This window comes from Neisseria sp. HMSC061B04 (assembly GCF_001836705.1).
In the GTDB taxonomy this organism is placed as follows: domain Bacteria; phylum Pseudomonadota; class Gammaproteobacteria; order Burkholderiales; family Neisseriaceae; genus Neisseria.
Map to the genome: position 1 here is coordinate 110,367 of NZ_KV830224.1, position 19,157 is coordinate 129,523.

20 protein-coding genes are annotated in these 19,157 nt (G+C 50.4%); 6 read left to right on the forward strand and 14 right to left on the reverse strand.

What is annotated here, in order from left to right:
• Nucleotides 1-16: 16 nt before the first annotated feature.
• Genes HMPREF2661_RS09620 through potA form a run of 3 tightly spaced genes read right to left on the reverse strand, consistent with a single transcriptional unit; the run spans nt 17 to nt 3,009 of the window.
• Nucleotides 17-904 (reverse strand): ABC transporter permease subunit, encoded by an 888-nt coding sequence (locus tag HMPREF2661_RS09620; protein WP_070823532.1) that lies wholly within the window; start codon nt 902-904, stop codon nt 17-19.
• Complete coding sequence (locus tag HMPREF2661_RS09625; protein ID WP_070823533.1) at nt 904-1,869, reverse strand: ABC transporter permease subunit; 966 nt, start codon at nt 1,867-1,869, stop codon at nt 904-906. Before HMPREF2661_RS09625 ends, HMPREF2661_RS09620 begins: the two co-directional genes overlap by 1 nt.
• Nucleotides 1,870-1,884: 15 nt before the next feature.
• Entirely contained in the window at nt 1,885-3,009 is a 1,125-nt protein-coding gene (potA, locus tag HMPREF2661_RS09630) for an ABC transporter ATP-binding protein (RefSeq protein ID WP_070823535.1), read from the reverse strand.
• Between the two features lie 475 nt (nt 3,010-3,484).
• Here potA and radC point away from each other — a divergent pair, with 475 nt between their 5' ends.
• On the forward strand, nt 3,485-4,159 hold the full coding sequence (gene radC / locus HMPREF2661_RS09635) for a RadC family protein (protein ID WP_003746150.1): 675 nt from the start codon (nt 3,485-3,487) through the stop codon (nt 4,157-4,159).
• A 59-nt stretch (nt 4,160-4,218) separates the two neighbouring features.
• On the opposite strand, the gene HMPREF2661_RS09640 is transcribed toward radC, so the two are convergent.
• The 4 genes from HMPREF2661_RS09640 to HMPREF2661_RS09655 form a co-directional block, all read right to left on the reverse strand.
• Nucleotides 4,219-4,491 carry an NF038104 family lipoprotein gene (locus HMPREF2661_RS09640; protein ID WP_049359811.1) on the reverse strand — a complete coding sequence of 91 codons (273 nt, stop codon included), beginning with the start codon at nt 4,489-4,491 and terminating at the stop codon, nt 4,219-4,221.
• Nucleotides 4,479-4,811, reverse strand: a complete 333-nt coding sequence (locus tag HMPREF2661_RS09645) for a hypothetical protein (protein ID WP_004520787.1) — start codon at nt 4,809-4,811, stop codon at nt 4,479-4,481. Before HMPREF2661_RS09645 ends, HMPREF2661_RS09640 begins: the two co-directional genes overlap by 13 nt.
• Before the next feature lie 150 nt (nt 4,812-4,961).
• The gene (gene aqpZ, locus HMPREF2661_RS09650; protein WP_070823537.1) at nt 4,962-5,660 is read right to left on the reverse strand and encodes an aquaporin Z; all 699 of its coding nucleotides are present in this window, start codon (nt 5,658-5,660) and stop codon (nt 4,962-4,964) included.
• 346 nt (nt 5,661-6,006) lie between these two features.
• A complete protein-coding gene (locus tag HMPREF2661_RS09655; RefSeq protein WP_070823539.1) occupies nt 6,007-9,060 on the reverse strand; it encodes a DNA translocase FtsK in 3,054 nt (1,017 codons plus the stop codon).
• Between the two features lie 164 nt (nt 9,061-9,224).
• Here HMPREF2661_RS09655 and HMPREF2661_RS09660 point away from each other — a divergent pair, with 164 nt between their 5' ends.
• Nucleotides 9,225-9,902 (forward strand): energy-coupling factor ABC transporter permease, encoded by a 678-nt coding sequence (locus HMPREF2661_RS09660; protein ID WP_070823542.1) that lies wholly within the window; start codon nt 9,225-9,227, stop codon nt 9,900-9,902.
• 80 nt (nt 9,903-9,982) lie between these two features.
• Entirely contained in the window at nt 9,983-10,342 is a 360-nt protein-coding gene (locus HMPREF2661_RS09665; RefSeq protein ID WP_003679592.1) for a CrcB family protein, read from the forward strand.
• Between the two features lie 49 nt (nt 10,343-10,391).
• On the opposite strand, the gene HMPREF2661_RS09670 is transcribed toward HMPREF2661_RS09665, so the two are convergent.
• From HMPREF2661_RS09670 to ppx, 4 genes are all read right to left on the reverse strand, one after another.
• Nucleotides 10,392-11,018, reverse strand: a complete 627-nt coding sequence (locus tag HMPREF2661_RS09670) for an NAD(P)H-hydrate epimerase (protein WP_070823544.1) — start codon at nt 11,016-11,018, stop codon at nt 10,392-10,394.
• 22 nt (nt 11,019-11,040) lie between these two features.
• Nucleotides 11,041-11,955: a tRNA pseudouridine(55) synthase TruB gene (truB, locus tag HMPREF2661_RS09675; protein WP_070823547.1), complete on the reverse strand. Its 915-nt coding sequence runs from the start codon at nt 11,953-11,955 to the stop codon at nt 11,041-11,043.
• A 64-nt stretch (nt 11,956-12,019) separates the two neighbouring features.
• Entirely contained in the window at nt 12,020-12,391 is a 372-nt protein-coding gene (gene rbfA / locus HMPREF2661_RS09680) for a 30S ribosome-binding factor RbfA (protein ID WP_070823549.1), read from the reverse strand.
• An 87-nt stretch (nt 12,392-12,478) separates the two neighbouring features.
• A complete protein-coding gene (gene ppx / locus HMPREF2661_RS09685; protein ID WP_070823552.1) occupies nt 12,479-13,987 on the reverse strand; it encodes an exopolyphosphatase in 1,509 nt (502 codons plus the stop codon).
• A gap of 172 nt (nt 13,988-14,159) precedes the next feature.
• Between ppx and HMPREF2661_RS09690 the strand changes: the two genes are divergently transcribed.
• The 3 genes from HMPREF2661_RS09690 to ssb all read left to right on the forward strand — a co-directional run bounded on the left by HMPREF2661_RS09690 (nt 14,160) and on the right by ssb (nt 16,809).
• Entirely contained in the window at nt 14,160-14,783 is a 624-nt protein-coding gene (locus tag HMPREF2661_RS09690) for a lytic transglycosylase domain-containing protein (protein ID WP_049323449.1), read from the forward strand.
• 114 nt (nt 14,784-14,897) lie between these two features.
• Nucleotides 14,898-16,280, forward strand: a complete 1,383-nt coding sequence (locus tag HMPREF2661_RS09695; RefSeq protein WP_070823553.1) for an MFS transporter — start codon at nt 14,898-14,900, stop codon at nt 16,278-16,280.
• A 1-nt stretch (nt 16,281) separates the two neighbouring features.
• Complete coding sequence (gene ssb, locus HMPREF2661_RS09700) at nt 16,282-16,809, forward strand: single-stranded DNA-binding protein (protein WP_003746178.1); 528 nt, start codon at nt 16,282-16,284, stop codon at nt 16,807-16,809.
• Nucleotides 16,810-17,459: 650 nt separating this feature from the next.
• On the opposite strand, the gene HMPREF2661_RS09705 is transcribed toward ssb, so the two are convergent.
• The 3 genes from HMPREF2661_RS09705 to ftsB form a co-directional block, all read right to left on the reverse strand.
• Nucleotides 17,460-18,167 (reverse strand): SIMPL domain-containing protein, encoded by a 708-nt coding sequence (locus tag HMPREF2661_RS09705; RefSeq protein ID WP_070823555.1) that lies wholly within the window; start codon nt 18,165-18,167, stop codon nt 17,460-17,462.
• Between the two features lie 110 nt (nt 18,168-18,277).
• Nucleotides 18,278-18,769 (reverse strand): DUF1841 family protein, encoded by a 492-nt coding sequence (locus HMPREF2661_RS09710; RefSeq protein WP_070814496.1) that lies wholly within the window; start codon nt 18,767-18,769, stop codon nt 18,278-18,280.
• 101 nt (nt 18,770-18,870) lie between these two features.
• A complete protein-coding gene (gene ftsB / locus HMPREF2661_RS09715) occupies nt 18,871-19,146 on the reverse strand; it encodes a cell division protein FtsB (RefSeq protein WP_003679613.1) in 276 nt (91 codons plus the stop codon).
• Between the last annotated feature and the right edge of the window lie 11 nt (nt 19,147-19,157).

A 19,157-nucleotide genomic window follows, 5' to 3' on the forward strand; every position in this document is an offset into this window, starting at 1 on the left:
ACAGCCTGTCTGCATATTAGGCGGCTTTCTCGGCTGCCAATTTTTCTTGGCGGTAGGCTTCGGCAGCCTCGCGTTCCCGTTTGGTTGCCTGACGCATCATCCAGTAGTTAACGACAATAACCAGTGTACCGATGATACCGATCAGGATGGTTGCCAAAACGTTCATCTGAGGGTCAAGGCCGAGTTTGATTTTGGAGAAAATCACTTGCGGCAATGTCGATGAACCCGGGCCTGACAGGAAGGAGGTAATCACCAAGTCGTCCAAAGACAGGGTAATGCCCAAGAGGAAGCCGGAAGCAATCGCAGGGGCAATCAGTGGTAGGGTAATCACGAAGAAAATCTTCAGCGGACGGGCACCCAAGTCCATAGCAGCTTCTTCCAAGGATTGATCCAATTCCACCAAGCGCGAGCGGATAACGACGGTAATGTACGCCATACAAAGTGTGGTGTGGCCGAGGAAGATGGTGAAGAAGCCGCGATCGAAGTAGAGCGATTGCAACAATTCACTGCCTTGCAGGAACATCTGCACCTGAATAATCAGCAGCAGCATGGACAAACCGGTAATCACATCAGGCATCACCATAGGCGCGGAAATCATACCGGCAAACAGGGTGCTGCCGCGGAAGCGTTTAATCCGCGCCATGGCGTAGCCTGCCAATGTGCCGAGTGCCACGGCGGCAAGCGAGGAAACGATGGCGATACGCAATGACAGCCAGGCCGCTTCCAAGATGGTGTCGTTTTCCATCAATGCGCCGTACCATTGGGTTGAGAAACCGCCCCAAACGGTAACCAGTTTGGATTCATTGAAAGAATAGATGACCAAAACCACCAGCGGAATATAGAGGAATGCCAGCGAGAGCAGGAGCATCAGTTTCAAGAACCAGGATAATTTGGTTTTCTGCATTATTTGCCTCCTTCTTCCAATTCGCGGTTTTCATAGTGCTGGAACAGGGCAATCGGTACAACCAGCAGGGCAACCATGACGACGGCGACAGCAGAAGCCAGCGGCCAGTTGTTTTGGTCGAAGAATGCCTGCCACAATACTTTACCAATCATCAGGTTTTCAGAACCGCCCACCAATTCAGGAATCACAAATTCGCCGACAGCCGGTACGAAGACCAGCATAGAGCCTGCGATGATGCCTGTTTTGGATAAAGGCAGGGTAATGGTAAAGAACGATTTGATCGGACCTGCGCCCAAGTCGGAAGCGGCTTCGAGCAGACGGTTATCCAGTTTTACCAATTGTGTGTACAGCGGCAAAATCATAAACGGCAAATAGGCGTAAACCATCACCAAATTCAGCGAAAAAGCATTGTAGAACAGGTCTAAAGGCTCGCTGATAATTCCGTATTTGATTAAGAAATTGTTGATGATACCGTTGTGTCCCAATAAGCCCATCCATGCGTAAACACGCAACAGGAAAGAGGTCCAGAAAGGCAGCATGATTGCCAACAGCAGGCCGTTGCGCGCAGCCGGATTGGCGCGTGAAATGGCATAAGCGGTCGGATAACCAATCAACAGGCAGATGATGGTCGTCGTCAGCGCGGTCTTAATCGAAGACCAGTAGGTCATCAGATAGATATTGCTGTTTTCACTGTCGCCAAACGGATTGAGCGTATTCCAAAAGTTTTGGAAGATGTCGGCGTAGTTCTGATAGCTGATGGCAATGTTCAGACGGCCTAAGTCTTCATCAATCGTTGTCAGCGGCGTAAATGGCGGAATAGCGATTTCTTGTTCGGCAAAGCTGATTTTCAATACGATGGCGAACGGAATCAGAAACAGAATCAAAAGCCAAATATACGGCACGGCAATCACTGCACGCTGTCCAGGACGGCGGAACAGTTTGTTTTTCAGTTTTTTAAGGTCCATTGCATTTCCCTCAAATTAACTGTACAGAGGTGTCGGTTGGTTTTCAGGCCAGCTGATATAGACGGTCTCGTCCCAAGTCGGTGGCGTAATGTTACGCACATACCAATAAGGTGCGGGAACTTGGCTTTTGACGACACGGCCGTTGGCGAGTTTGATGTGGTAAATCGCGAAGCTGCCCAGGTAGGCAATTTCTTTGACTGTGCCTTGAGCCCAGTTGTGTGCGCCCAAGTGTTCTGGTTTTTCTTTATGTAAATCAATGTCTTCAGGGCGAATGCTGATCCAAATTTCATGGTCGTTCGGAACGCCCAGGCCGTGGTCGATGCGGACGTGGTTTTCCAAGCCGTCACATTTGACGATAGAGAAATCGGCGCGGTCGTCAACAACGACGCCGTCAAAAATATTGGTTTCGCCGATAAATTCAGCAGTAAAGCGACTGTTAGGGTAATCGTACACGTCGCTAGGTGTGCCGACTTGGCGCAATTGGCCGTCGGACATAATGGCGATACGGGTAGCCATCGTCATCGCTTCTTCTTGGTCGTGGGTAACCATGATACAGGTTACGCCGACTTGTTCCAGCGTGTTGACCAATTCCAGTTGGGTTTGTTGGCGCAGTTTTTTATCGAGTGCGCCCAAAGGTTCGTCAAGCAGCAGGATTTTCGGACGTTTTGCCAGGCTGCGCGCCAAAGCGATACGTTGTTGTTGACCGCCGGAAAGTTGGTGCGGCTTGCGTTTGGCGTATTTGGTCATTTGAACCAGGCGCAGCATTTCTTCGACGCGGGCGTCGATTTCGCCTTTAGGCATTTTGTCTTGTTTCAGGCCGAAAGCGATGTTTTGTTCAACACTCATGTGCGGGAACAGGGCATAGCTTTGGAACATCATGTTGATTGGGCGCTCGTACGGAGCAAGCTTGGTAATGTCTTGGCCGTCGAGAATGATTTTGCCCTGATTGGGACTTTCCATGCCTGCCAACATGCGCAGCAGTGTGGATTTGCCACTGCCTGAGCTGCCCAAAAGGGCAAAGATTTCGTGTTGATAGATGTCCAAGTCGATGTTATCGACAGCGTAATTGTCACCAAACTTTTTCACCAAGCCTTGGATTTGCAGATAAGGTTTGGCTGAAGACGCAGTGGTTGCGGTCATAATGGCAATACTCCAAAAAGAAAGACGAGTACCGGCAAAACGGATTTTCGAATGGGTGATAAAAAGCTGTTTGATTGCTGGCGGGAGTCGGACGGAGGCCGTCTGAAACTCTTGTAAAGCGCACGGGCAGCGTGGATAGAAAGCAATTTAAGCCTAACTTTTGCTTTCGGCAAACTCAATATTATATTAGCCTAAGCCTCATAGGGGCAATATGAAAATGCTTGTAGCGGCTGATTTGAAACAAATAGGAAAGGAAAGGCAGGCAGGGGAACAGGATAGCAAAAATGGGTAACGTTGTTTTTCTGCACAAAAGGGTTTAATTTATATTCAAATGTCTTAAAAAATAATTTAAGATAGAATAAAATACGCAAATTGCATTAATTTTAATAAAGTCGTGCGGATTGCGTTTTATGCGGGCAAGATGGTTTTGTTCTGAATAAAAACCAAATCCGTTATATGAATAAAAAGGGAAAACATGAGCATTAAAGAATGGCCCGAGGGGGAGCGGCCGCGTGAGAAGCTGTTGGAGCGCGGCGCGGCGGCGTTGAGTGATGCGGAGTTGCTGGCGATTTTATTGCGTGTCGGAACACGCGGCATGAGCGCGGTTGATTTGGCGCGTTATTTGTTGAGCGAGTTCGGCAGCTTGGGAAAGCTGATGAGTGCGGATGCCAAAACACTTTCTGCTTGCAAGGGCATGGGTTTGGCGAGCTATACTCAGTTTGCCGTGGTCAAAGAAATCGGACGGCGGATTTTGGGTGAGGATTTGCAGGAGCAGATGGTTTTGTCAAACCCGAAATCGGTTGCGGATTATCTGCGCCTGCATCTGGGGCATGAAAAAATCGAAGTCAGCGTTGCGTTGCTGCTCAACCGTCAAAATCAATTGATTGCGGTACGGGAATTGTCGCGTGGTACGGTGGCGGAAAACACGGTTTATATTCGTGAAATCGTCAAATTGGCATTGGATGAATATGCCGACAGTTTGATTTTGGCACACAATCATCCGGGCGGCTCGGCAAGGCCGTCTGAATCTGATGTGCAGTTTACAGAGCGTTTGAAACAGGCTTTAAGTTTGGTGGATATTACGCTCTTAGACCATTTTATCGTAACGGCAAAAGAAACCTGCTCTTTGCGTGAACAGGGCTATATGTAAGGATGAATGCTCAGACGGCCTCAGTAGGATGGGTTACCTTACCAAGGCCGTCTGAAGGATTATTGCGTTACTTCATCGGAGGACTCTTCCTTATAGATGATTTCTTCCGATTTTGGCTTTTCTTTGCTCTTTTCTTTTTCTTTGTCCTTGTCTTTTTTGCCGTCAGGAATGGCGGCATCAATCACTGTTCCCGTTCCTTTGACAACCAATTTCCCGGCAGTCAGGACGGTCGTGGCAGCCAAATCGACAGCCGCGCCTACAACGCAGCTGTTAAGCGTCAGGCAAAGGGCAAGTGCCGGAAGCAGGCGTTTTGCACATCTCAATGGCTGCATCCGCAGTGCCCTTCGTGATGATGGCCGCATCCGAGTGCTTCTTGCCAAGCATCATCGTCGCCGTCAAATTCTTCGACTTCGTCAAATTCACCGTTTTCTACCATGCTTACCAGCTCTTCCAAGCTTTCTGCGCCTTCTACCCAAAAGCAGGGAATATCGGGCGGTGTGTCGGGGGCAAGCAGGGCGGCTTGTTGGTCGTGCCAAGCAATCCAATAGCCGTTTTGCGTTTGTACGAATACGGCATCGGGATGGATGGTTTCGTTTTCAGTATTGACCAGCATTCTGGCAGCGATATCGGTTTGAAAAGGTAAGGTTTGCATGATGGTTTGAGAATGTGGGAAAAGGAAATATTGTAACACGGCAAAAACAAACGCACCGTCTGAGTCAGGCGGTGCGTTTGTATCTCGGCAACTTGGGTGCGGACGGTTTAGTAGGGTATCGGCCGCACCGGAAATATCATTCCGTTTAGATTATTTGTCGTCGTTGTTTGCCAAAACAAAGCGGTAAATAGCCGCGCCAACTGCTGCGCCGGCAATAGGGGCCAACCAGAACAACCACAGTTGTTCAACAGCCCAGCCGCCTTGGAACAAGGCAACGCCGGTAGAGCGTGCAGGGTTGACGGAAGTATTGGTCACAGGAATGCTGATCAAGTGAATCAGGGTCAGACCCAGGCCGATGGCGATAGGGGCGAAGCCGGCCGGAGCCAGTTTGTCGGTAGAACCCATGATGATGATCAGGAAGAATGCGGTCAGGACGAATTCGATCAGCAACGCGGCCATCATGTCGTAACCGTTAGGAGAGTGTTCGCCGAAACCATTGCTGGCAAAGCCGGAAGCAACAGCATCAAAACCGGTTTTACCGGAAGCAATCAGATACAGAACGCCAGCAGCGGCAATCGCACCGATAACTTGGGATACGATGTAAGGCAACAAGTCTTTACCGTTGAAACGGCCGCCGATGAAGAGGCCGACGGAAACGGCAGGGTTGAAGTGGCCGCCTGAAATATGGCCGACGGCGTAAGCCATGGTCAGTACGGTCAAGCCGAACGCCAAGGCGACACCGGCAAAGCCAATGCCGAGTCCAGGGTAGGCTGCTGCCAATACTGCGCTGCCGCAGCCGCCGAATACCAGCCAGAAAGTGCCGAAAAATTCTGCAAAATATTTTTTCATTTGTTTTTCCTCGTAAAGGGTGGGGTGTTGCCGAAGGCATGAATCATAATAATATTGTTTCTAATCGAAAAACGGACTTACCTGTTTTTTCCGGTCTTGACAAAAGGCCGTCTGAAAATAGTGACAAACGGGTAGAGATATGTATTTTGTAGGTTGAGTTTGGTTGATTGAACCTTGTTTTTTGTGAAGCAAATGCCGTTAATGCAAAAGCATTTAGATTTGTAAGAAATGTTGTTTATAGATTACTTATTTGCTTGTTTATTTGATTGGAATTGCTGAACCATATCTGATTTAAAAAGGCCGTCTGAAAAGTTTTCAGACGGCCTTAATTTTATACAAGGATAAATTAATCCAGATGGTCGCTGCTTTGTGCCAAGATGGTGCGGTTGCCGTTGTTTTCCGCCGGGGAAACAATACCGTCGGCTTCCATTTGGTCAATCAGGCGGGCAGCGCGGTTGTAGCCGATGCGCAGTTGGCGTTGGATATTGGAAATGCTGGCTTTACGCGATTTCAAGACAACGGAAACGGCTTCATCATACATGGGGTCGAGGTCGCTGTCGTTGCTGCGGCTGGTACCGGTAAAGTCTTCGGTCGAACCGTTGCTCAAAATATCGTCGATATAGTCGGGTGCGCCAAATTGTTTCAGATATTCCACTACGCGGTGTACTTCGTTATCGGAGGCGAACGCGCCGTGTACACGTTGCGGATAGCCGGTACCGGGTGGCAGGAACAGCATATCGCCTTGGCCGAGCAGGTTTTCCGCGCCCATTTGGTCAAGAATCGTGCGGCTGTCGATTTTGCTGGATACTTGGAAGGCAATGCGTGTCGGAATATTGGCTTTAATCAGGCCGGTGATGACATCCACGCTGGGGCGTTGGGTGGCAAGAATCAAATGGATACCGGCTGCGCGGGCTTTTTGGGCAAGGCGGGCAATCAGCTCTTCAATTTTCTTACCGGCGGTCATCATCAGGTCGGCAAATTCATCTACGACGACCACGATAAACGGCAGTTTTTCCAATGGCTCAGGATCTTCAGGCGTGAGGCTGAACGGGCTGCCGATTTTTTCACCACGCGCGGCGGCTTCGGCAATTTTTTGGTTGAAACCGGCAAGGTTGCGCACGCCCATAAAGCTCATCAGGCGGTAGCGTTTTTCCATTTCGTTGACGCACCAGTTCAGTGCGCTTGCAGCCAATTTCATATCGGTTACGACAGGGGCGAGCAGGTGCGGAATGCCTTCGTAAATGCTCAGTTCCAGCATTTTCGGGTCAATCATAATCATGCGCACGTCTTCCGGCGTTGCTTTGAAGAGCATAGACAGAATCATGGCGTTCACGCCTACGGATTTACCCGAACCGGTCGTACCGGCAACCAGCAGATGCGGCGCTTTGGCCAAGTCAGTGACGACAGGCTGGCCGGTAATGTCTTGGCCGAGCGCGAGGGTGAGTTTGGATTTGGACTCGGTAAACGCAGGCGAATTGAAGATTTCGCTCAGGCGGATCATTTGGCGTTTCGGATTAGGCAATTCCAAGCCCATGCAGGTTTTGCCGGGGATAGTTTCCACCACACGGATGGAAGCCACGCCAAGCGAGCGCGCCAAGTCTTTTTCAAGGTTCAAAACGGCACTGCCGCGCACGCCGACATCAGGCTCAATCTCATAACGCGTAATGACCGGGCCGGAATAGGAGTCCATCACTTTGACTTTAACTTTGAACTCGGCCAGTTTTTCTTCGATGGTGATGCTGTTTTCCAGTAATTGTTCTTCAGTTTGCGAGGCGCTCGGGTCAAACTGAGGCGGCAGGAGCAGGGCAGTGGTCGGTAGAAGCGCATCGGTCAGTGTTGCCGAAGTTGGAATCGCTACGCTTGGTGTATCTTCTTGAACGCTGGGTTCTACGCTTCGAACAGGCGTTTCAACGATTGTCTGTGTATATTCAGACGGCCTTGCGATTGTTTCAGCAGGTTCAACGGGTTCAATCGTTTCAACCGCTTGAATCGCTTCTGTTTCCGCTTGTACCGGCGCTTCCGGCTCACCATCGAATTCTGTTTCTTCTTCCGCAGATTCGCTGATTAAATAATCGCGGATACTGCGTTCAGGTTGGTTGCTGACATGCGCATTGACTTGTGCATCAAAAATCGGCACTTGGATTTTATGTTCAAAAGCAGGCGGCTCGGGGATATCAATCGGCGCAATCGAGGTTTGGAAAACGGGCGGCTCGGGGATATCGGTTTTCGCCATCGGGACGACCGGTACGGCAGGCGGCTCGACTACGGTTGCGTTTGGCGCGGCAGGTCGGGAGATATAAGGGGATTTTTTAACAGGCGCAGCCGGTTTCGGACGGGACGGCGTTGCCGGTGCGGCAGGTTGCGGTGCAACAGCTTCCGTGGCAGCTTGTTTACGCGCCCATCTTTCGGCGGCAGCTTCGGTATGGCGAACTTGACGGCGCAGGCTGGCAGGACGGCTGATTTGTCCCAAGTTGGCCAGAATTTCGTCATTTTCGATGGTGCGCGGAGAATAGTCGCGTAATGGGGCGACGGCCGCGGCCAGTTTATGGCGAGCGGCGGTACGGCGGGCAAGGTTGTCGTGAATATCTTCCGCTTGGATTTCAGAAGGAAAAGCCTGCATGGAAGTATAGGGGAGTATGGCTTCTTTTTCGGCAGTTCTTAAGGCCGTCTGAACGGTTTCGATATGCGGCGCATGGGCTTCTGCCACGCGGACATTATTGGCGCGCGCCAAGGCACGTTCGCGTGTGCGGCGCAAAACAGGATCGTTGTAGTCGATGATTTCCATGCCGGTCATCGGCAGGGATGAAGCGCGCAACAATGGGGTCTCGACTTCGTCTTTGTAAATCGGCGCATTTTTTTCGGCCAAATGCTCGTTCCATTCTTCAACCGCCGCTTCGTGCAGGGAACGGGTGGCTTCTTCTAATGTGATTTCTTCAAAATTGCTGTTTTGCACCAAAGACGGGCTGTATTCGGGCGTTTCCATTTGCGCAAACGGCGTGATTTTGGGAATACGTTCCGGCTTGGCAGATTTGCGGGTTTTAGGCGCCACTTTGATTTCTTCTTCGGTCGTTGCGATGTGTTCCGGCTCTTCGGCAACGGGCTCTGCTGCGTGCTCTTCGTCTGTTTCGGCGTGTTGCATTTTATTGTGTTCGAGCGCGGAAAGCAGGCGGATGCGGGCGATTTTATGGTTGTCGGCGGTGCGCTTGTTCATGCTGAACAAACGTTTCAGGCTGTCCAGTTGGCTGGCAAAACCGACCGGGCTGTCTTCTTCGTTTATTTCTTCTTCATCGCCACTGAGTCGGGCCAATTCTTGGCGCCACTTTTGCTCTTGTTTCTGGCGCCACCAGAACAATCCGGCTATGACAGCCAGCAGAATTAAAGCCAATATTGTCCAAAGCATGCGTCCATCCCCTTAATTAAACGGCAAAGTCCATTATTCTAACGCTTTTTTCGGGTAAACAAAACCAGCCGAAACAAGCTTTAACGGCAAAGAATGACAGGATTGTCAAAGCCATGGCTTGAGGCGCGTATAATAGGCCGTCTGAACATTTTGCGGATGAGAAGATGATTTTTCAAAACGGATGGTTTCCCGTTGGTGTCGTGATGGCGGCATGGTCTGTGTTGCTGGTGATTTTTGCTTTGTGCGCAAAGCAGGCATGGGTGTCGGTATCGCAGCATCGTTCCGCATTCTTGGTGGCTGCCGTGATGTTGCCGCTGGCTTGGAGTTTGAATGCCTCTCCTGAAAGCGGACAACTGGCCGGCATGAGCTATCATTTGCTTGCTTTAAACCTGACGGCTTTAATGCTGGGCACCTCTGCCGCGTTCTGCATCGGCGTTTTGCTGTTTTTCCCGTATTTGTGGCTTTGGGGCGATTGGCATATGTTCCCCATTAACGCCTTGTCCGTATTGCTTCCGCCTTTGTTGGTGAACTTGGGTTTCCGCCATTGGGTGACGCGTTTGCCTGCCAATATCTTTATCTTTATTTTTCTGAATGGTTTTTGGGCCGCGGCGGTCGGCATGGTGTTTACCGGCGTAATTTTGGTCGGTTTGTTGGACTGGGCGGATGTATTTGATACGGCGGTATTGTGGAAAACTGCTTTTCCTGTTTTCTTCTTAATCGCTTGGGCAGAGGCATTTTTGAGCGGTATTTCAACAGCCATTTTTATCGCGCTCAAGCCGCAATGGATTTGTACTTTCGATGACGGCAGATATTTGAAATCTGCGCCTAAGATTTGGCAATAAGATATGAAGGCATCCTTGCTTGGTTTTCAGACGGCCTCATGACCGGATGGCCTGTTTTTGAATTGAATTTTTAACGTGTTATGTTTGCTTATATTTTTCCCATTGTTTGCGGTGCCGCTGTCGGGGCTGTATTGCGTTGGCTGTTTGGCTTGGTGCTGGTGTCTTCTGCACCTTTTTCTATCGGTACATTGGCGGCAAACTGGCTAGGTGCGCTGCTGATCGGCGTATTGGCAGAACTCTTAACCGATCCGCAATGGCGTTTGCTTTGGATTACCGGATTTCTCGGCAGCTTGACCACATTTTCAGGTTTTTCAGTGGAGATGGTGGGTTTGATGCAGGCGCAACGTTGGGGCATGGCTTTGATGGCAACCTGTCTGCATGTTTTCGGTTCGTTTGGTTTGACGGCGCTGGGGATCAAATTGGCGCAGATTTGGAAGTAAGCAAAAGTCACAGGGTGCAAAATTGCACCCTGTTATTTTTTATAGGTATTCAATCAATGCCAATAGGTAAACAGACGGTTTCTTGGCAATAGGTTTTGCCGGACTCGCTTAAATGCGCCGGTTTGTAGGCGGCAAAGGTGTAGGTCAGGTCTGCGCGGAATGTGTCGGGATCGGCTTCGGCGGTGTCGCAGTTGAGGCCGGTGGGAATATCGAGGGCGACTTTCAGGCCGTCTGAATGATTGAGTTGGCGGCAGAGGGCGGCGATTTCGGTTGGAAGCGCGCCGCTGAAGCCTGTGCCGAATATGCCTTCGATAATGATGTCGTAACCGTTTTTCAGACGGCCTTCCAGTTCTTGTACGGTTATCAATTCAATATGGGGCAAACCGTTGAGGCGTTCGCGATTGGTTTGAGCCAAGGGGGAGAGGTTTTCTCCGAGTGAAAACAGAATATCGATGTGCCAAGCTTGTGCCTGCATATATCTTGCCATGACTAGGCCGTCGCCGCCGTTGTTGCCTTTGCCGCAAACGATCAGGGCGCGTCCGGCTTGAGGATGACGCTTCATGAGGTCTCGGGCGGCAGAGCTGCCGGCGTTTTCCATCAGTTGGTCGAAGCTTGTGCCTTTATCGACGGCTGCTTGTTCGCGTTCGCGCATTTGGGCGGCGGTATAAACTTTCATGATCGGCTCTCTTTGCAGGAAGTTATTGCTCGGCGGTATTCATCAGGCGCAAGGCTTTCAGACGGCCTATTTCTTTTTGATATTCCACCAGTCCGATAAATGTGCCGTCTCGGCTGTACACACGGATGGGCTGCTCGGCGGAAATGTCGTCGGTGAACTGGGGACGTTGGCCGTGTTTGAGCATGGTAACGGCGTAGTCGTTTAGCTCAAGTTTGGGGAAATGTTGCACCAAGACATCGCAAGGCAGCAGCAGGGCATCGCGTTCGGCTTCGTCCAATTCTGCCAAGGCTTCGAGCGTGTGGCTTTGGGCAATGGTAAAGCCGGCGGTTTCAGTACGGCGTAGGGCGGTCAGGTGGGCGAATGTGCCGATGTGTTTGGCGATGTCTTCGCTGAGGGTGCGGATATAAGTGCCCTTGCTGCAGCGTACGTCTATCACGGCTTTAGGTGCATCAAACTCATTGATATTAATGGAGTAAATGGTGATGTCGCGCGCTTTGCGTTCGATAACGATGCCTTTGCGTGCATATTCGTATAGCGGTTTGCCTTCGTGCTTGAGGGCGGAAAACATGGGCGGCACTTGGCGGATATCGCCTGTTAAGGCATGGCAGGCCGTCTGAAATTCGGACAATGAAATATCGGCGCGTGCGGTAGCGATGATTTCGCCTTCGGCATCGCCTGTGCTGCTGGCTTCGCCCAGTTTTAACGTAGCGGTATAGGCTTTGTCGGCATCAATCAGGTATTGGGCAAACTTGGTCGCTTCGCCGAAACAAACAGGCAGAAGCCCTGTGGCCAAAGGATCGAGTACGCCGGTATGCCCGGCTTTTTCGGCACGGAACAACCGCCGCGCTTTTTGCAGGGCGGTGTTGCTGGAAAGACCTTCGGGTTTGTCGAGAAGAAGAACGCCATTGACCGGTCGTTTGGTTGGTTTAGTTGTCATATCGGGTAGGGGGTAATGTTCAGGCCGTCTGAAAGCATTCAGACGGCCTGTGTGTTTTAATCAATCAGTCTTCAACCGGTTTTTCCGCCGCCACTTGGTCGATCAGGCTGGAAATGCTCATGCCGCGTTCGAGTGATTCGTCGTATTTGAAGTGCAGCTCGGGCGTTTTGAAGAGTTTGATGCGTTTGGCCAATTCGCTGCGCAAATGGCCTTTGGCGTGTTCCAAAGCTTCTTCGGTGATGTCGCGCGTGCTGTCGTCGAGGACGGTGTAGAACACGGTCGCGTGGCTGTAATCGCGGGTAACTTCGACTTCGTTGATGGTAATGAAGCCTGCGCGCGGATCTTTCAGGCCGGTGCGGACGAGTTCGGCCAGTTCGCGCATGATTTGTTCTTTGACACGGTCTTGGCGGGCGTAGCCGCGTTGGGGTTTTTTCATGGTTTTCCTTGATGTATGGCAGGCTGTCGTTTTCAGACGGCCTGCGGTTTGGATTTTGAACAGCTGCCTATTATAACGGAGCGCGGTTTATTGTGCTTGAACCGAGAAAGGCATATCGATTTTTTGCCATTGCGCGCTTTCGTAGTCCAGCGCATCGGCGATGAGGGGGTGTTGCTCCAGCCATTGGGCGTTGATGCGCAAGATGAAGCTGTGGTTGTTTTCATCGATGCGAAGCTGGGTTTGCGGCGGCAAATCGAGCGGCAGGCGCGAGCGGCAGAAGAGGGCGGCCAGACGCAGGGACAATACGGCACACCACATGATTTCGTTGTCGCCGATAATATCCGCCATTTTCTTGAGGTCGCCGCGATGGCCGATAACCAGTTGCGCCAAAATGGTTTGCTCTTTGCGTGAGAAGCCTGGCATATCGGCGTTTTCGAGAATGTAGGCGGAGTGTTTATGATAGCCGGTATGGGCGATATCCAAACCGATTTCATGCAGACGGCCTGCGCGGCTGAGGTATTGGTTCCACAGGGCGAGTTCTTGAACGGTTACGTTTTTGGCGTGGCACAGGCTGTTCATGAAGGCTTGCGCGGTATCGGCAACACGTTTGGCTTGGTTGAGGCTGACGTGGTAGCGTTTTTGGAATTCTGCCGTTGTCTGCTCGCGCATATCGACATTGAGGCTGCGGCCGATTAAGTCGTAGAACACGCCGTCGCGGAGGGCGGCTTCGGTAACGGTCATTTTGGTCAGCGAGAGTTCTTCAAAAGCGGCCATCATTACGGCCAACCCGCCCGCAAAAACTTCGACGCGTTCGGGTTTGAGGTTTTCAAATTTGGCTTTTTTTACCGAACCAGCTTCGATAATCCTATCGGCAAGATAACGCATGCCTTGGGCGGTAATATCGGCTTCTTGCGGCAATTCGGCCGCCAAAACGTCGCGTATGGATTTTGCCGAACCGGACGTGCCGATAGCGAAATCCCAGCCGGTACGCTTCATCAGTTTGCTGATGCGCTGGATTTCGATACGCGCGGCGGAAACGGCGGCTTGGAAATCTTTGGCGGTCACTTTGTTTTGGAAGAAGCGCATGCTGTACGTTACGCAGCCCAAAGGCAGGCTTTCTGTGGTCAGCGGTTGCAAATCCGAGCCGATGACAAATTCGGTCGAACCGCCGCCAATGTCGATAACCAGCATTTTGTCGCCTTTGGGCGGCAGGGTATGCACTACGCCGGTGTAAATCAGACGCGCTTCTTCACGGCCGGCAATGACTTCGATAGGGAAACCCAGCGCCGCTTCGGCACGGGGTAGGAATTGGGCGATGTTTTTGGCGACGCGGAAAGTGTTGGTGGCCACCACGCGCACGTTTTCAGGTTGGAATCCACGCAGGCGTTCGCCGAATTTTGCCAAACATTCCAAGGCTTGTTCTTGAGAGGCTTCGCTCAGGTTTTTTTGTTCATCCAAGCCGGCGGCAAAGCGTACCATTTGTTTGAAGGAGTCGATGACTTTCAGCTGGCCGTTGTTGTTTTCACAAATTTGCAGGCGGAAACTGTTGGAACCCAAATCGACGGAGGCTAAAACGTTGGCGGGAGTGGTGGTCATAAAAAATACCGCTTGATTAGAAAAACCTAAATGTTACTTGAGGCGGTATCACTTGACAATAAAAGGAATACAGCTCTTTGATTCTGCTCATAGATGTATTTTATAATGCTGATTTTAAGCAAATATATCAAAGGCCGTCTGAACTTTTCAGACGGCCTAAAAAGAGAAACACATGAAATCGGAAAACCAAGATTCCTTATTTTTATCACGCCGCCGCCTGTTGCAAGTCGGCGGAGCCATGCTTTTGACGCCTGCGGCCGCATGGGCGGGGGCGCAACGTGAAGAAACGCTGGCCGATGATGTGGCTTCCGTGATGCGCAGTTCGATCAATAGTGCCAGTCCTGCTCGGCTGGTGTTTACCGATGCAAGGGAAGGGGAGCGTTGGTTGGCGGCGATGTCTTCCCGATTGGCACGCTTTATTCCCGATGAAGGCGAGCGCCGCCGTTTGTTGGTCAATATCCAATACGAAAGCAGCCGCGCCGGACTCAATACTCAAGTGATTTTGGGCTTGATTGAAGTGGAAAGCGCGTTTCGCCAATATGCCATCAGCGGCGTGGGTGCGCGCGGTTTGATGCAGGTAATGCCGTTTTGGAAAAACTATATCGGCAATCCATCGCACAACCTTTTCGACATCCGCACCAATCTGCGCTACGGCTGCACCATTCTGCGCCATTACAACAATATCGAAAAAGGCAATATTGTCCGCGCGTTGGCAAGGTTTAACGGCAGCTTGGGCAGCAACAAATATCCGAATGCCGTATTGGGCGCGTGGCGGAATAGATGGCAGTGGGGTTGAGCGGCTTGCGATTTGCCCCATGCAATTCCTTTGAATCCTGTATAATCAGAAAATCTGTTAATTCACACTTTCAGACGGCCTTTCGCAAATTTAAGGCCGTCTGAAACATTATTTATGGCAAGAGATAACCGCATTCAAATGTTTCCGCACGAATGGCGTGCCAGTACCACACTCTCCGGCGTTTACGCACTGCGTATGCTGGGGATGTTTTTGGTGCTGCCTGTTTTGGCGATGTATGCCGCTTCGTTGCCCGGTGCGGAAGATAATAAAGCATTGGTTGGTATGGCAATGGGCATTTACGGGCTGACACAGGCCTTGTTGCAGCTGCCATTGGGCATCGCTTCCGACAAGTTCGGCCGTAAAAAAGTGATTTATATCGGCTTGATTGTGTTTGCCGCCGGTAGTTTCTTGGCCGCAGTTGCCGACAGCCTGCAAATGTTGGTTGCCGCGCGTGCCATTCAAGGCGCGGGTGCCGTCAGCGCGGCGGTAACGGCTTTGCTGGCGGATTTGACCCGTAGCGAAGTGCGGACGCGTGCGATGGCAATGATTGGCCTGAGCATCGGCTTGACCTTCTCCGTCAGCCTGGTGCTTGCGCCGATGATTGCCAGCTTTATCGGCGTATCCGGCCTGTTTGCGCTGACCGGTATCCTGACGGTAATCAGTATCGGTGTGGTTGCGTGGATGACGCCTGATCCCGAAGTGTCAAAATTGCACGAAGACACGCAGGCGCAGCCTTCGCGTATGGGCGAAGTATTGAAAAACCGCCAGCTGCTCAATCTCGATTTCGGCATTTTTGCCTTGCATGCGGCGCAAATGGCTTTATTTACTGCATTGCCGTTTGCCATGACGCAGCTGGGTTTGGAAAAAATCCATCATTGGCAAGTCTATCTGCCGTCAACCATTACCGGCCTGATTATTATGGTACCGTTGATTATCGTCGGCGAAACGCGCAACAAACTCAAGCAAGTGTTTATCCTCGGTATCGTCTGCATCGCAGCGGCGCAAATCGGCTTGCTGTTTGGCATGCACTCGATATGGTTGATTACCGCCTATTTGATTGTTTATTTTATTGGTTTCAATGTATTGGAAGCCAGCCTGCCGTCTATGGTATCGAAAATCGCCCCGTCCGATTTGAAAGGCACGGCGATGGGCGTGTATAACACATTACAGTCAGTCGGCTTGTTTGTCGGCGGCGCGACCGGCGGCTTATTGTTCCAAAAATATGGGTTTTCAGGCGTTTTTACCTTTTGTAGCGTATTGATGCTGCTGTGGCTGGTATTGGCACTCATCTTACCGGCACCGAAACCCGTCAAAAACCTCAGCTATCCGCTTAACGCCGAATGGCAACAAAATCCGGATTTGCTCTACCAAAAACTGACCGAAATTGAAGGCGTCGAAAGCATCAGCTTCAGCGCAGACAAACAAACCATTTATATCAAGGCCTTGCAAAAAGGATTCGACCAAGAGGCCGCCGAAAAAATCATCACAGGAGTGTAAAATGTCATTGAATAAAGTTATCCTCATCGGCCGTCTCGGCCGCGACCCGGAAGTCCGCTATATGCCCAACGGCGAGGCCGTCTGTAACTTCAGCGTTGCCACCAGCGAAACTTGGAACGACCGCAACGGCCAACGCGTAGAACGTACCGAATGGCACAACATCACCATGTACCGCAAACTTGCCGAAATCGCCGGTCAATACCTGCGTAAAGGCAGCCAAGTGTACCTGGAAGGCCGTATCCAAAGCCGTAAATACCAAGGCAAAGACGGCATCGAGCGCACCGCTTACGACATCATCGCCAATGAGATGAAAATGCTCGGCAGCCGCAACGACAACAGCGGCGGCGCACCATACGATGACGGCTACAACCAAGGCAGTCATTCAAGCCAAAGCAGTTACCAACAAGCGCCTCAACAGCAATACCAATCTGCCCCGGCGCAAGAACCCCCGGCCGCCCCGGCCCGTCGTCCTGCACCGGCACAACCGACCGCTCCGGTTGAGGATATCGACGACGATATTCCGTTCTAATGACTAAATAATAAAAGGCCGAGACCTTTGCAAAATTCCCCAAAATCCCCTAAATTCCCACCAAGACATTTAGGGGATTTTGGGGAATTTTGCAAAGGTCTCAAAAGGAGAAGAAATATTACAAACAGCTGTTCCGTTAATTGAGCAAATTGATGAGTTATTTTTCGGAAAGTTGGATAACGACGAAGAACAATTTAAGCATTTTCTTGTTAGATTAAACAAAGAATAAGAATATTATTTATGGAGTTGTCAATTTTGATAGCTCCATACTACATTTGAAACTCAAAAATAGAGCATAGCTATAGAACAGAAATTTATTCAAGAGAATTATTCACACCAAAGTATAGAAGTCCTCTGTTTTTATTCTCAAAAAGTAAAACAGAGAACATAAATGGTTGGCTCTCGAAAGCAATGTGTAAAAATTTTACGTTAATATTGTAAAATATAATGACATAATTACTCTGTTATCGGGGTTATTTTTACGTATTTTTAAGGAAAGTATCAATATTTGAACGCAACAATTTGAAATAATTAGAGTTTTATTTTTGCATTCTTTCGTTATATAGAAACGACCGTTCTAATGACTAAATAATAAAAGGCCGTCTGAAAAATAGACTTCAGACGGCCTTTAATATTATCTAAATAAAATCCTACATTTGTACCGAGCCGTTAACAGTCAGGCTGATTTCTTCCGAACCCGGAGAGGCCGGTACGCCATCTTCTATTCCTGCAGCTACTTCTGCGGCGGGGATTGCACGCAGCATTTTGGCGTGTGCAAAGTCTCCGCCGACTTGGCGGTTGCCGATGTGGCCCAGGTTGAGTTTGACGATTTTGTAGCTTGAGAAGCCGAGCGTATGGGCGAGGTTTTGGGCGCGGTCTTTGAAGCGCATGATGACGGCTTTGCTCAGCTGATCGACGGTTTCTTCGCGTTTTTCTTTGGATACGGAAAATGAGGAGTTTTCCAAAACGGCGATATTGATGCTGTCGGCAATCAGGCGGTTGAGTGCTTCAAAGTCTTTGCTTTCTACTTTGAAGTAAGCGTGTTCTTCCCAGCCGGTTTGGGTGCGTTTGCCGTTGGTATATTGATAGCGCGGTGAGGCGTTGCGTTCCATCAGCTCGGCTTTAAATTTGCTGTTTTGGGAAATTTTGTTGAACTGGTTGAATTTCTTCATGAAGGCTTGGTTGACGGCTTGACGGTCTTTGCCTTCTGCATTGACGCTGAAATATGCGGTCATGGTGTCCCGCGGTACTTCCATGTTGGCGGATTCGGAAAATTCAACGATGTTGTAGTTGAGGCTTTCTGCTGCTACGGGCAGGGAGGCGGCTAGCAGTAGGGCAATAAGGGCTGGACGGAGCATTTTGGTTTCCTTATAAGGGGATTTCAAAAAAGTAATTTAGCATGAAAGATGGAAATGTTGGCTTTGGCAAGCGTAAGGACTTGTATGGGATGAGGCCGTCTGAAAAGAAGTTACTTTGTATCCATCAGGCCGACCTCATGGGGATTGAGGCGGGCGTTTTCTTCTTGGCCTAAGCCGACCAATTTCCGCAAGCGGGTCATGTAGGCGTTGACATCAAGGCCCCGTCCGTAGCGTTGTGCTTCCCAGATGGTTTCTGCCAAGGCTTCCATCATATCGTGTTCGGCTTTAACCCAGTCGCCGTTGTAACGGGCGCAAAGTTGTTGGTGGATGGCACGGATGCCCGGCGGTTGATCGATGGCGCTTTGCTCTTGCAGGGAAAGGTGTAGCGACATGTGCAGGAATGGGTTGCTTTCGCCGTCTTCGGGCAGCCATTCTTTATCTAAATATTGTTCGATGTCTTCGAGATAGTGTCCGTATTCGGGATGTGCTTCGATAATGCGCAAAGCTTTTTGTTGCAGGCCGTCCAATTGGAGCGGTGCGAGCCTGTGTTGCCAGACGTGGGCAAAAAATCGGCGGACATCGTGGGTGTTTACGTCATACATGATGGGTGTAATTTGATTTTGGGATATGTGATTATATAGCGATTGCGATAAAAAAGGCCGTCTGAAAAGTGTGTTTTCAGACGGCCTTTGTTTGATAGGGTTTAGCGGCGGTCGATGATTCGGTAATATACTTCGCCGTCTTGAACATAGCCCAATTCGACGCGGGCAATTTCGGCGATAGCCTCTTGTCCGTGTGCCAAGTCTTCAACTTCCGCATTGAGGAAATTGTTGCGTAAAGTGAGCGTTTGGTTTTTTTCCTCCTGACGGACGAGCTGCTCCTGCAATTCTTCCGTATGCCCGACGCTGCCTTTACCAAACCAAAGGCTGTACTGACAGCACAAAAGTGCGAAGGTTAAAACAAAAGTCACCCACTTCATACAATCAATAT